This is a genomic window from Aliikangiella marina (genome assembly GCF_007004765.1).
Classification (GTDB): Bacteria; Pseudomonadota; Gammaproteobacteria; order Enterobacterales; family Kangiellaceae; genus Aliikangiella; species Aliikangiella marina.
In genome coordinates this window covers 66814-80424 of sequence record NZ_VIKR01000001.1, presented here as the reverse complement: position 1 = coordinate 80424, position 13611 = coordinate 66814, and the positions used below count along the sequence as shown (strand labels likewise).

Genomic DNA, 13611 nt, shown 5'->3' with positions numbered 1-13611 from the left:
GCATTGTGACACAGCAATACTTACTTGTTTTTTTTCTGACAACGACCAAGGCTATCAGCGTTTTTATTATTCAATTATTTTTACTTCGCTTTTCAGGATATTCTTCACCGCTGAAAACTTATCTTCTAGCGCTTCAACACCACCAGGATAAATTTTCTGCTGGTTATGCATGAAATTAATAATTTCCGATGCGTTGTTATTATCAGGCGATGAGTGTTTCAGCAGTACAACCGGTGATAGGAACAGATTAAATTTTTCTGATGCCGATATATAAAAGCCATGCATCAATGAGCTTTGTTTAGAAGCCTGTTTAGTCGCAAACTGAATCGAATCGTTGATCTTATTGCCTCCCTGAACTCGAGATTCAAACAACCAAAATAAGCACTGCTCTTTACGCGATAAAAAACCATCATAATTCAAGTTAGCGGGTGTCTCACTTTCATAGATCGGGACATTTAACTTACAGCGAATCGCAGTACGCTCCCCTTGACCAACCATATATCTGACCCGCAAAGTTGAGCGAACGACTAAATCCGCCCCGGCCGTACCTGGATAAATATGAAACATGTAATAGAGTCCATTGTACTGCTCATTATATTTAGACGCCTCTAATTCATGGATAAAAAAAGGATAGTTTTTTCGTTGAATAATTTTTTCAAAATCTAAAAGTCGCTGAGTTTCTTCAAACTCTAAACCCAGCCTTTCCGCAAAATGATACGTTGAAAAAGCATCATCAAAGTCTTCAATTTTCCAGTTTCCAATTTCAGAAAACTGTTGATTCAATCGTTCGACAAAACGATTCAAGCTATATCCCGGCGCATCCCCATCACGGATCCAGTTATTGATTGTCACCTTGGTCACACCAAGTACGTCACTACAAAATGAATCCTTTTTAAACTCTTTAAATCGACCTTTTTTAAATAGTTTTTTTGCAATAGGTGTTTCGAGCGAAGAAATTAGAATTATTTTATCCGCAAACTTAGTCTTTCTGTCACCTTTCATTGATTCCCTTCCCTGTATTGAATATGACGAGCCCTTAACAAGTCTTGTTATAAATAATTTTTCGCCTTTAGTCTAGCAAAGAAGAGTTTAAACACTTTTTCCCGGAAAATTTAGCGCCTAGCTTTATTTTAAATATATCTCTAGTATAAAGAATACGCATTATAGTTATTTATTTTCAATAGCTTAGCGCATGTTCGACGTCGACATTAAAAACTTATGGCATAAGACTTAATAAGCCAAAGGAGGCTATATACAGAATCATTGAATACTCACAGAGAGGAGCTATGTTATGCACTATCCTAAAGAATATATCCGATATTTTTTCGTAATACTTATTACAATTCTTCTTATTGGTTGTGACAAGGAAGCTGCCAGCTCAAAGGTGACGGAACGCAAAATAACAGCTGAAGAGCAAGGCGTGATTGAATACATCGAGAAAGATTTAAACAAAATCATTAATAATTACAGCAAGCTTGTTTCAAGCCGCGAAAAGTTTTTTAGGTATCAGCAGCAAAATAAGACTCAATCGATGAATATTCAACTTAAAAAGTACTATCAATCGCGAGATAGGCTTTTATTGGCAGTTACTAGTGCAAATTTCACTCATGCTAAACATCTCAAACTGCTCTATCCCAGTTCTATGTACCCTTTGTTTACGGCACTCTATAACTTCTACGGTTTCCAATATAGCCGCTACAGTAATGGGCTATCTGTCGAAAAAGAAAAAGAATTAATTAGACTCGCAGCGGCCGTGGTTGAAGCCGATCGTCAATTAGCCTATAACTGGCGAAAAAGAAAATCACTATACAAAGGACCTGCCTGGGAAGGCGGTATCTCGGTACAAAATTCATTTTCACCAATCAAAATATCTTATACCCTCGACGGTGGGTTTAGTATCAAATACAGACAAAAAATAGGTCCGGGGTTAATTTCAGTGTCAGCCGGTCAAGGACGCAGAGGTATCAAGACACTGGTATTAGAAATCGGAAATACTCAACGTCGATTTGCAATTGGCCATAAAAATATAAGTTTAGATGTGCCAGCTTCCACTATTGTGACTCGTGGGAATATCTTGTACGTACGTTCCCTTAAAAACTTTAGTGGTTGACGATGACGCTTGCCAGGCAAGCGTAAAAGCGCAAAAACTCTGGCAGGTGAATCCGGCTAATTACCCGATTGTTTACTTGCGGCCCAGCCTATTTGCGACCCAAAACCAGACTGTCTATTAGTCTCACAAAACCAGACTGTCTATTAGTGACATTTCTTTAAGGACTGTCTGGTTAAAAGGTCGGGTCATGGTCAAAAGTCTGATAGAGAAGTGCGTACATTTTTTACATCAAGACTTATCTTTCTTTATAAATCTCACAATGCAATATCTCAATTAATATTACCTGTATTATAGAACCATCACACCAACTATCCGCTTCAAGCTTTTAATCGCTTTGCATTAATATATCTCTTAAATCCGAGCGAACCCATGGTGTCTGTATCGAATGCTAAATCAAATGTAACATCGAAAACGCTTTCGATAATACCATCGAATAAATCATCTAATGCGACGTACAAGAGAAGATTAATCGTGGCGCTTACGACATTCTTGTAGCCAGAATCAAATTAGCGTCAAATCAATCGCTAAAAAAGGCGTGACTAAACATAGCTATCTTGATGGACTCTGGTAAGATTTTGCACCAGCATAGTTTTGATACGTCAGCAAAACTCATTTTCCTGTAAATAGGTTTTTCAAATACATTTTCTATAATAATTAAGGTATTAAAATGTCAAAAGTAACTATACTCTGCGCAATACAAACCAATCCTATCGATCGCTATTTACGAGAGAACAATCCACCTCGAGACGTCTCGATTAATCTTACAGAGGTTGCAACAGAAATACCGGTTAGAATGGTCGATGATATTCCAAATAGTGAGCGCCCCAAGTATTTGCCTAAACCAGAATTGGAAGGACAATATAACCTTGAGACCCCATTAAATCCTGACGAAATGGTTGAAATCCGCTTAATTAGTTTTGATTCTCAGGCCTATGCAGATGGAGATATTTTTATGCGCGGGGTTGGTGCCACCGATCCGAGTAAGATTGTGTTTGATCCCAAAAAACCGATCATCATACTCGGACGTACTTTAACTGCCTATGCCAATAACGTTGATACGGGTGAAAAAGGTTGGGACTACCGGATACTGTTTCAGTACAAAGGTTATGAGTTTTACTGGGACCCTATTTTTAAAATACCCCGCTCTATTCAGTAGAATTATCGGTATCGACACTGCTGGTTTCAAACCAAGAAAGTTGAAACCAGCTGGGGCTGATACCAAGCTCAATCGCCCGCTCTCGATTGACCTTCGCAGAATGCTTATCGCCAATTAAGGTGTACACGAGAGCGGAATAATAAGCAGATTCAGCCTCATTGCTATTTAGTTTCTGAAACTGTTGGATTGCATGGATTGCTTCGGCGATATTATTTAATTGCGCATGCGCTTGCGCATTGATTGCATGCAGCCGAAAATCCTGGCGAGAATTTTTGCTCAGCTCTAGCGTTTTCTCATACCAAAACTTCGCTCGCTCGGGCTGATTATTCAGTGAGAGGCTATCGGCTAAGTTTAAACTGACATAAGGGTCGTTCTTATCTAATTCATAAGCTTGCTCAAGCACTGCTATTGCTTTCGAATACTGTCCACTATAAATAAGGTTAGTGCCTAAATCATTCAGTAAAGCGGAATTCATTTGATTGTGATCGAGTAATAATTGAAAATCAGCTGCCGCTTGTGAGAATTCACCTAAATAACTATGAATAGTGGCTTTCATTCTTAAGGCCGTAAAATTACCCGGTACACGGTCTAACAATCGTTTCAGGGTTTCAAGTGCAGCGGGTAGCTCGTTAGTTTGCCAAAGGAAACGGGCTTTCTTCAGCAATACCATCCAATTTTCTCGGCTCGCGATGGCTTTATCAATTAGCGATAGCGCTTTATTAGTCTCTCCTTGCTCAAAGTACCATTCCGCTTCAGCAACCAATACTCGGCTATTGCCACTATATTTTTTTTGTAATTTTGACAACCAAGTTTTCGCTTCAACAAAATCGCCCTTGGCGAGCATCAACTCAAAATACGCAATGGCTAACTGGTAGTGGTTTTCATCGAGCTTTAATGCTTGGTTTAATGAGGCCTCACACTCCCCAAGGTGAGTCTTATTCAAGGTGTCCCAAAAGTAGTTGAGACATAGCCGACTATAACTCAGGTATCCAGGTACAAAAAACGGAGCTTGCTCGACAAGCATTTTCGCTTCCGCCAACAAAGCAGCGGAGGTGCCGCTCTGCTTTACTTTGAGTTCTATCTCCAAAAATTGCTGATAGATTTGACTGCTGATCAAATTGGCGTTTCGCGATTTACTGGCTGTGGGAAGTATCTCATTGGTTGACTGCATCAGATTTTGTTTAAAAGCCAACAAATTATCTGATAGAAGATTAATCGTCGATGTTTGAATAAGGCGACTATTTTGAGTTGAGATGAGTTTAAAGGTTAATTCGCAATTGTATTCACTACAATGTGCCATGGTCTTCAATACTTGGTCAGCATCTACGGCATAGGCACGATCTGACTGCGCATCAAGCGGTAACCAATCACGATTTTCAACAACCTCATAGCGATTACTGTCTATGGCTAATTCGTTCAGCGAGGTGTGTATCGCCATATTGAGTAAGGCTAGCTCTTGCTTTTCGAGTGTTGAACTCTGCATTTGAATAGGCTCAATCAATAACGCAGGCAGCTTCGCTGACGGCCTAAAGACAACATAGGTAATAACGATTAAAAAGATAAAAGCACCGCTAACAATAAGCCGACCAGCATGCCCCATGGATTGAGGTTTGCGCCACTCTTTGGTTGTCTGTTCAGCTAAGCCGCGCCCATAGTCGTTGGTTTCTGTTGTTGTGCAATCCGCTAAAGCATCCATTATTGCTTGTGCATTTGGTGGTCTTCTTGCAGGTGACTTCTCCAGTAACTGAAGGATTAGCTTTCGCAATTTAATCGGACAATCCGGTCGATAACGAGTTATCGGTGTCGGTTTATCATGGATAATGCGGTCAATGATCTTGATAGGGTTAGAGTCTTCAACTATGACAGCACTAGTCCCTTCAACTCCGACAGCACTAGTCCCTTCAACTCCGACAGCACTAGTTCCCTCAACTAACGCAGGACTAGCGCCGTCACCAAATGCATGTTGTGCCGTAAGCATTCGATAGAGCAATAGCCCAAAGGAAAAAAAGTCAGTGCGCTGATCAAGCGCTTTTCTCAGGGCCTGTTCAGGAGACATCGCTGCATAACTGCCCGTAACTCGGCCAGCCATTGTATAGTCCGTATACACACTGTTGAGCGACTTCGCAATACCGAAATCAGTCAGTTTAATCTGCCCGCCGCGAGCAACTAAAATATTATCTGCTTTTAGATCACGATGGATAATACCGGCGTGATGGGCAACTTGGAGTGCTTTTAATATTTGTTGTGAAATATCTAAAATTTTTTGCAGGTCTGGTTGGTTCTGTTTTAACCATTCAGTTAACGTTTTGCCATCAACATATTCCATGACGAGATAAAGCCGCTCATCTTGTTCGAAGACATCAAAAATTTTAACAATATTTTCACTATCAAGTTGAGCGAGGATTTCAGCTTCTGTCGAGAGGCGCTGCTTAAGTTCTTGAGGAGAGTCATTCTTCAGACATTTAATCGCGACTTGTCGATTTAATCGTGGATCTCGTGCTAAAAAGACTTCACCCATACCGCCACTGCCAAGTTGTCTTTGTATTTGGTAGGGACCTAATTTAGAAACTTTCGCCTCGAGCATCTTTGAAATTTAAAGTTCATGATTTAATTCCATGGTACACAGTTTAACTATGAATTGGAAACGCTCGCTAACTGAGTACTTGCTGATCAAAATATTCCATTAATCGAATACTCTGTTGGGTGATAATATAGTCGGTAAAGGTTGGTAGAGGGCTGATTAATAACAGTTGGTTTTCCGGTTTAGACGGATCAACAAATCGTTTCCAGTCCGTTGGGTTCGGGACTAAAAAGAAAGCTGAGCGTATACTTATTAGCAGCAACGCCGCAACGACATAGAGTCCATTAATAATTGGTATTGCGATAGCTTTGATAGGTGGAGGAAGCTTCTTGACCTCACTCGCGATGAACTTCGTTAAGATTTCTGCTTCCATTACCATCGGTGCTTTGACTAAATTAGTCATCGTCTCGCTAACCAATTCACCTGCCGCTTGAACAACTGGAACCGATGACACTTGTTGGCTACCCACAGACAGTACTAATTCAGCCGAGCGAGTTGGACCGTAGTTATTGCCTTTTATAACATGAATAATAAAAGCTTTGAGATACTTCACCTTGCACTTTAACTCGGTCACTTGAATCCAAGAACTTTGGGTTGTTACCGAAAGTTGCTTAACTTGCTTTAAAGGTCCAGTCACCAAAACTACGGTTCCGGTGTATTTTTGCCCTGAGAAAGTAAAGGCATCGAGAAACGCCGGAATAAAGACAGGATTGGGTAACGCGATAATCTCTGTAAAGGGGGATACTTTCGGGAAAGATAAATTATTCATCATTTGAATAGAATTAACTCAAGACTGAATCAGCTTTAGACCTGCGTGAGCAGCTGATTAAACCTAAAGCGATTCGCAAAGATTAAGTTGGCGGTGCTATTTGCCCTTTGTCTACCGTGGCAAAAGCTAGTTTTGACTCAATAACCGTTTGTTGATATTGCGCTAGTGCAATACCATACGCGGAAAGAGATATCGCTATTAACGGTATAGACAAAGGAAGTTGCTTATCATTTAACATTTTACTGGTTAATTCATAAGCGGGTTGTGCCAGCGCTTCTGTTGGACCCATTTGCTTGCCTCATTACCGGTTAAAGATTCGTTTTAAAAGGTTAGTTTGATCCTTAAAGACTTGCGACTCATCCTCGACAGGCGACTGTTGCGGTGATCTATCTTTTGTCGCACCATTGCGGATTCTTGGCAAAACCGTTTTTTTAACGTTTTCTATCTGTTGTCGATTCAATTCGGTTAACCTATCTTGTAATACAACGGGATCGCCGCTGACGCCTAATTGAGAGATCGTTTCGCTAATCTGTAACGTTAAATCATATGCGCTTTCTGCTGACTTTGTATTATCCATAACATTGCCTATTTATTATCCTTTTGTTTAACTTTAAGTGCTGCACTGAGGTCAGCAATCGATTGTGCCACTTCATTATTGCTCGTTACATCGGTCGCACACCTTGCTTCAGACGGACTGAGGTTATTAACTAAATTAACCGAGTTTGATGTGGTTGAAATAAACACTTGATTGATTGAGCTCTGGTTCTGCAATGTGTTCTGCTGAGATCGATTATTGTTATTGATCAGATTAGACATAGCGAGGTTAGATAGCATCGACGATTGTTCAGCGATCGTTTTTAAGATATTGATACTACCACTACCGTCCTCGGGCTTGTTCGGCGGATTGTCCGGCTCTCCAATTTTGATACGTTCGACTTCCACGGTAATTTCTCCATTCAGTGTTAAAGAATGGCTCCTCGCCGGAGCCATTAATCTGTGTTATTACTTTGCTGGTACTAAAAGTATCTCCACAGTCTTAGATGCATCTTTCGGATCCGGCACCTGCACTAAGTTATACCCAGCATCCTTAACAACCTTGACGCTTTTAGAGTCAATCGGCGGATCAAAATCGATTGCTATCGGGTTTCGTTTGGTTCCACTACTACCGCCCGTCGATGGATCGGTTGTATCAGAAAATGCCTGAAGCGTACTCTTTAAATCCGCAATAGTTTGCGCAAGTTCATTATTGGTTAAGATATCTACCGCTGAACGCGCTTCTAGCGGTGTCAGATTTGAAATAGTATTACTCGCTTTTGCCGTACTAGAGAGTACTAAATCATTCATCGACTGCTGATTACTTACACTATTTTGTTGCGATAGGTTGGTGTTTGTGACTGAGTTTGAATAAGCCAAATTAGACAACATAGCTGGCTGCTCAGATATACTTTTTAAATTACCGATGGCCACTCCTTCGATAATTTCATCAGGTAAATCTGCCATTTGTGATTCTCCTTAATTAACTGTTAAATGCTTTAAGTGTTGCTTTTAGATCGGCGATCGTTTGTGCTAACTCATTGTTGCTTAGAATATCCACAGCAGAACGCGCTTCTTGTGGAGTTAGGTTAGAGACCGTATTAGTCGCTTTAGCGGTAACCGCAAGCGTTAGATCGTTCATTGATTGCTGAAATGAAACTGCATTTTGTTGTGACAAATTCGTATTGGTTACTGTGTTTGAATAAGCTAAATTAGAAAGCATCGCAGGTTGCTCTGAAATACTTTTTAGGTTGCCAATCGCTACACTTTGAATAATATCTTCTGGAAGTGCCATTTGTTTAATCCTTTAATTAATTTAGTTGGCGAAAGCTTGAACTGTTGATTTTAGATCAGCTATCGTTTGTGCTAGCTCATTGTTGCTAAGAATATCGACAGCAGAACGAGCTTCCAAGGGTGTTAAGTTAGATATCGTATTTGAAGCTTTAGCGACAACAGAAAGTGTTAGATCATTCATCGCTTGCTGGAATGAAACTGCATTTTGCTGACTCAAATTAGTGTTGTTCACAGTATTTGAATAAGCCAAATTTGAAAGCATCGCAGGTTGCTCTGAAATACTTTTCAAATTTCCGATTGCTACACTTTGTATAATATCTTCTGGTAATTTATCAGCCATAGTTTTTTCCTCTGTTAGTGGTTGGTTATAACGAGCTATTTCACTGGCAAACAGAAAAATAGTTCACTATTTGTTGTTGCTGATTAGTTAGGTAATTGTTCAAACCAATCCGCTTAATAATTCCTTTTAAAAAACAAACTATTTGTTTTTGTTTTCGCTAGGTTTAGTTGAGTTATCGATATCTGATTTTTCATCGCTATTGTCGTTAGTACTATCTTTATGCTTGAGTACATCTTGCATAAGCTCAAAGATTTTCGCTAAAGCGTCAGTACTACCATCGGTATTACCGGCATTTTGATGAGGAATAGTGGTCGCTGCGGTTGCAACCGCTATCTGGTTCATTGCCTGTTGTTGTGCAATCTGAGCTTGCTGCTGCATATTCAAATTAAATATTTCGCCAGCTAAAGCGAGATTGGCAAGTATCGCAGGTTGCTCACCAATAGATTTAGCATTAGAAATCGCAATAGATTGCACGATATCTTGTGGTAACTCATCGGCCATTTTTATTCTCCAGTGTCTTAATTGTCCTTTATCGAGCTAGTGCATCTTACGTGCCAGGTTAAAAAAACTGCTTCTTCTTGGGTGTTTTCGACAAAGACCAGGGTGAATTCTAGGAAAATTCATTTTTTGACATGTCACCACTTTTTTCTGACATGTCACCGTATGAATTTTTATATCGATTAATAGATATTTGGTTGTGTCGAGCGATAAGCAAGGATCAATCCACTTATCGTTTCTGCAAAAGAAGAAATACAAAATTGGGTTGGTTTCTATTTTCTCAATAGCTTGCTGAGACCATTAGCGTAATCTGAATAACTTGCTACTAACGTATCGAAGTGCATGCGACCAAGCTCAGAATGCTATTGAGTATTCATTTACGGCTGGCTTAAATGTACGTTGCCCCACAAGATAAAAAACTCATTAATTTTATCGTTTAGTTTTTAAATTTAATTACTCTTAGTTGTTATTCATTGATATTTTTTTGTTTTGGTTCGTTTCTTGCTGAGAGCGATCTGACTTTACAAATTTCACTCTAATGATTGAGCACACAATACTTTTCAATGATGAATGATTTTTAAGTTGGAAAATTTTGAAAGGACTCTCTCTTGTTAATTTGTTAAGCACAAATAAACACCAACATAATTCTTAAACTTAAAAGAAGGAGCATACTATGTTTAAACATATTTTAATCAGCTGTCTATCCGCCATCTTGATTTTGGGTTGCACAACATACGATCGTTCTCCATCGGGAGACCAATCCAATAGTGTTTTAGCTGTCGGCCCTTGTCCTGGGATAGGATGGACGAACTTTCCTAATCCACCGCAGGTCAACAATGACCATGTTTTTTGTGGTGAAATTCGAAATGGGAATGCTAAAGGCTTTCACTCGAGACCTGACGGAGATAACCCAGCGACAGTAACCAATTTCAACATTACACAAGCTCCCAACGCAGCAGGCGTTTATGGCGGAATCGTCACGCTTAATATCCATGGAGCGACCGCACAGAAGTTTTCAACAATGTTTCCAGACAGCTGTACCCAGGAAGAAGTGGATAACTCGATTTCCTATGCTGCGGTCAATCAAATCGCATGTCCAGCTGCGGCGCCAAACTGGGCGGTATGCGGCTACAGTCGTCCCGACCCGGTACTACCAACCCAAGGCCCTTATTGCGAAGGTGATGACGAGAGTCGACTTACCGTTGCTATGGGCTTAACCGCTAACGGCAACGTCAATACAGGTTTTCCTGTTCGGTAATATAATTCTAACCTCTGTTAAGTCAGAGGTTATTAAAACCAGTATCGGTATACGCATGGATAAGAATATAAGAAACCTCTCGTTCGAAGAAGGAAAGATCCTAAGAGCATTTTTTGTTATGGATATTCAAACGCAAGAAGAGTGGGCAAATATCATCTATGAGCAATTACGATTAATCAAGCAAAAAAAGCAAAGTCATTGGAGAATGTCGATGAATGCTTATGAGCTCTATATGAGCGAAGACAATGTAAAAATCTCACCGCTTTTTGATGAATATGATGAGACACAAATTACACTCTCTCTACAACAATTCGAATATGAGCTTGTCAATTGGATTCGCTTGATAAAGAACACCTAGCTGATTTTAAAACGCTTCAATACAGTCGATAAACAATCGTACCGTAGAAAAGCAAAATCTATTACACCAGAAGTTTCATTTAACAAACTATTCATTAAGGACCATCTATGATCTTACTTGTTTGTAAACCCGGCTCTGAACGCTTTAACCAGGGAAACTATTCACTCGCATCACTCGCTCAATACTCATTCGATTATAAACCGATGGAGTATGGATTTACCTATAATATACTTTCCCAGTCCCCCCCTCCCCCTAAAGTTCAAATGAGTGAGAACATTTTTATTGCTTCTCAGAATGTGTACTTTGAGGAATGTTTAAATGGAGAGGTGATAGGAGATTGTCAAAAGGATTCGGCTATTTTACTCAATCCAAAGCAGCTATTTGATAAACTAACCCCTTTGCTACCAAGTGAATATTCGGGAGTTATATACATTAATGCCTGTACAGAGAGCGAAAGAACAACACTTGATTTTGCCGAATCATTCGACAAGTTGATACAAAACATTTACGCTACAGCCAGCGCTTATGGTCGCATTAGTGGTACAGTCGCAATGCGATTTGATGGCGGTGTATACCCAGTTATTCCACCAAGTCGTTATTATTAATTAAGCGAAATAAACATTGTACCTGTAAGAGTATTGATTGTCGTCATTCGTTTATACCGGACAATATCAACAGGGTTGATTGTTATAAATCTTAACGCGTTTCGTTTACACTAGCTTGGTTTTCGTATCGCGATTAAAAACGAGCATTATCACTTTGGGTTAATTTAATTAACTTTAAATCAGGTATTTCGTTAAGACGACGCTTTATTGCACTTTTAGACACTCTAAGTGCTTGCGTCATCTGATCAAGATCACCTTGTGCATTAACATAAGATTGTTTTAATTCATCCTGAGTAATATCTGTTGCCCGTCTAAGTTCAGGATGTTTATCAATTCGGTTATAGAGAGAAGCTCGTGAGATACGTAAACGTCTTGCTGTCGCCTGAATATCCCATTCGCATTCTTGAAATGCTGTGAGTAGTTCATCATTGCTGACGGCATTTGGTTTTCGTCTAGTTAAATGCTTTTGAATCGAAGCTGAGTTTTCGTTAATCAGGTCTTTAATAGAGTCAGCCAAACCTCGTTTTCTATCTCGCTGAATTCGACCAACTTGTAACTTACTACGCAATTTGGATGAGAGAACAATCGAATCCTCACCGCGATTATCGATAACTAACTGCCGGGTTAAATTTTTGAGTTCCCTCACATTACCAGGCCAATGATACAATGCGAAAGTTTCAAAAATACGGCACAAATTCTCGACCTCCGCTGGTGTTTCACTTTTAATCTTTTCATTAATATTGTCGAGCTCTTGGGTTAAGAATCGCGCCATGAGTAGGCCGATATCTACCTTTCTCTCACGCAGCGGGGCGAGCATAATTTCATAGCCAGCAATTCGTTGTAACAGCGGATTCTTAAATGATTCGTTTTCAATCTTACTTTCTAAGTTTGCATCAGTTGCTGAGATCAATCTGACGTTCACTTTACGGGTCGACGAACTTCCGACAGCTTGAATTTCGCCCGTTTCGAGCGCTCTCAAAAGTGTGGTTTGTATTTCTTCTGCGGCTTCACCTATCTCGTCGAGGAATAGCGTACCATTATTTGCTATCTCAAAATAACCTTTACGGCTCGAAGTCGCGCCCGTAAAAGCACCTTTCGCAGTACCAAAAAGTTCGGCGGGCGCCAGCGAACTTGTGATTGCAGCCATATTAACTACCACAAAAGGCATTTGATTTCGATGACTATTGCGAGCGATTGCTTTCGCGATGAGTTCTTTCCCTGTTCCAGACTCACCACGAATCAACACGGGCACATCAAGACTTGCCACCTTTTGTATTTGTCCTCTTACTTCAGTCACGTTGTCGCTGAATCCAAGAAAATCGTGAGCAAGATTATTAGAATGTTTCGTTAGCTTTTGGGTGTGAATCAACAACAAAACGCGGTTAGCGATATTTATTAGTACGCCTTGTCCTATACTGATCAGACTACCTGTATTTTTATCGCCATTTATGAATACTTCTTGATTACTTTCAACTTTAATGCCGCCATGTTCGAAGTAAATTTTTACCGGTTTGCGACTGATATAGGGATCTTCGAGGGCGCGACCTTTGTTAATGGAATGCTCATCTTGGGGAGGATAAAAATGTGGCGATAAGCGAGAAATCTCTGTCTGACCGATTCCAGAGAGAGGTGATAACCAATGTCGTTCACCAATTCGAGAAAGATCGGTGTGATAAATAATACTAATCGCGAGTCCGTGCTGATCATGCAGCGAGCTTTTCGCAACCTGCATTTTGGTTTCAAGTGTTGTTTGATTCGGTTCCATGTCTAAAAACAAATCCTTTTGTTGACGTCAGTACTTCCATAATAAACTTCAAGAAACGTTTATACATTAGCATTTTTTTGCTTGCGAATATACAAAACCTCGTTACGAGATAATTAACGCCAGATTTTATACCAACTCATTCTTGAGGCGTATCAACAGAACCAGTAGGAAGAGGAACGAGAGATCGATTTAAAAATCTAAAGTAAGGATTACTTGCGTATGAAACTTACTCTAGCTTGCCTTAATAGCTCGGATACTGATTGAATTCATTAGCGCAAAACTATCCGTTTCATTTGTCAATAGCTGCGCCGACCATGCACAAAAATAGCGATACTTAATTAACC

Annotated in this window: 16 protein-coding genes; 5 read left to right on the top strand and 11 right to left on the bottom strand. The window is 39.9% G+C overall.

Going from position 1 to position 13611, the window contains the following annotated elements; translation table 11 throughout:
* Nucleotides 1-66: 66 nt before the first annotated feature.
* Nucleotides 67-1002: a hypothetical protein gene (locus tag FLL45_RS00300; RefSeq protein WP_142887803.1), complete on the bottom strand. Its 936-nt coding sequence runs from the start codon at nt 1000-1002 to the stop codon at nt 67-69.
* Between the two features lie 289 nt (nt 1003-1291).
* On the opposite strand from FLL45_RS00300, the gene FLL45_RS00295 reads away from it, so the two are divergent.
* Nucleotides 1292-2110, top strand: coding sequence for a hypothetical protein (locus FLL45_RS00295; protein WP_142887802.1), 819 nt, complete (start codon nt 1292-1294; stop codon nt 2108-2110).
* A gap of 667 nt (nt 2111-2777) precedes the next feature.
* Nucleotides 2778-3266 carry a hypothetical protein gene (locus tag FLL45_RS00290; protein ID WP_142887801.1) on the top strand — a complete coding sequence of 163 codons (489 nt, stop codon included), beginning with the start codon at nt 2778-2780 and terminating at the stop codon, nt 3264-3266.
* Here the strand turns inward: FLL45_RS00290 and FLL45_RS00285 are convergent.
* The 9 genes from FLL45_RS00285 to FLL45_RS22880 form a co-directional block, all read right to left on the bottom strand.
* Entirely contained in the window at nt 3256-5850 is a 2595-nt protein-coding gene (locus FLL45_RS00285; RefSeq protein ID WP_142887800.1) for a serine/threonine-protein kinase, read from the bottom strand. The genes FLL45_RS00290 and FLL45_RS00285 overlap by 11 nt on opposite strands.
* A gap of 67 nt (nt 5851-5917) precedes the next feature.
* Nucleotides 5918-6619 carry a hypothetical protein gene (locus tag FLL45_RS00280; RefSeq protein WP_142887799.1) on the bottom strand — a complete coding sequence of 234 codons (702 nt, stop codon included), beginning with the start codon at nt 6617-6619 and terminating at the stop codon, nt 5918-5920.
* Nucleotides 6620-6698: 79 nt separating this feature from the next.
* On the bottom strand, nt 6699-6905 hold the full coding sequence (locus FLL45_RS00275) for a hypothetical protein (protein ID WP_142887798.1): 207 nt from the start codon (nt 6903-6905) through the stop codon (nt 6699-6701).
* 12 nt (nt 6906-6917) lie between these two features.
* Nucleotides 6918-7193 carry a hypothetical protein gene (locus tag FLL45_RS00270; RefSeq protein ID WP_142887797.1) on the bottom strand — a complete coding sequence of 92 codons (276 nt, stop codon included), beginning with the start codon at nt 7191-7193 and terminating at the stop codon, nt 6918-6920.
* Between the two features lie 8 nt (nt 7194-7201).
* Entirely contained in the window at nt 7202-7558 is a 357-nt protein-coding gene (locus FLL45_RS00265; RefSeq protein ID WP_142887796.1) for a R body protein, read from the bottom strand.
* Nucleotides 7559-7618: 60 nt separating this feature from the next.
* Nucleotides 7619-8116, bottom strand: coding sequence for a hypothetical protein (locus FLL45_RS22885; RefSeq protein WP_210247076.1), 498 nt, complete (start codon nt 8114-8116; stop codon nt 7619-7621).
* A 16-nt stretch (nt 8117-8132) separates the two neighbouring features.
* On the bottom strand, nt 8133-8444 hold the full coding sequence (locus FLL45_RS00255) for a RebB family R body protein (protein WP_142887795.1): 312 nt from the start codon (nt 8442-8444) through the stop codon (nt 8133-8135).
* A gap of 21 nt (nt 8445-8465) precedes the next feature.
* Complete coding sequence (locus tag FLL45_RS00250; protein WP_142887794.1) at nt 8466-8783, bottom strand: RebB family R body protein; 318 nt, start codon at nt 8781-8783, stop codon at nt 8466-8468.
* Nucleotides 8784-8921: 138 nt separating this feature from the next.
* Nucleotides 8922-9284, bottom strand: a complete 363-nt coding sequence (locus tag FLL45_RS22880; protein ID WP_210247075.1) for a hypothetical protein — start codon at nt 9282-9284, stop codon at nt 8922-8924.
* A 670-nt stretch (nt 9285-9954) separates the two neighbouring features.
* Here FLL45_RS22880 and FLL45_RS00240 point away from each other — a divergent pair.
* The 3 genes from FLL45_RS00240 (at nt 9955) to FLL45_RS00230 (ending at nt 11502) form a co-directional block, all read left to right on the top strand.
* The gene (locus FLL45_RS00240) at nt 9955-10539 is read left to right on the top strand and encodes an EndoU domain-containing protein (protein WP_142887793.1); all 585 of its coding nucleotides are present in this window, start codon (nt 9955-9957) and stop codon (nt 10537-10539) included.
* A 55-nt stretch (nt 10540-10594) separates the two neighbouring features.
* Nucleotides 10595-10897, top strand: coding sequence for a hypothetical protein (locus FLL45_RS00235; protein WP_142887792.1), 303 nt, complete (start codon nt 10595-10597; stop codon nt 10895-10897).
* 107 nt (nt 10898-11004) lie between these two features.
* Nucleotides 11005-11502 (top strand): hypothetical protein, encoded by a 498-nt coding sequence (locus FLL45_RS00230; RefSeq protein WP_142887791.1) that lies wholly within the window; start codon nt 11005-11007, stop codon nt 11500-11502.
* A gap of 133 nt (nt 11503-11635) precedes the next feature.
* On the opposite strand, the gene FLL45_RS00225 is transcribed toward FLL45_RS00230, so the two are convergent.
* A complete protein-coding gene (locus tag FLL45_RS00225; protein WP_142887790.1) occupies nt 11636-13267 on the bottom strand; it encodes a sigma 54-interacting transcriptional regulator in 1632 nt (543 codons plus the stop codon).
* Nucleotides 13268-13611 lie beyond the last annotated feature (344 nt).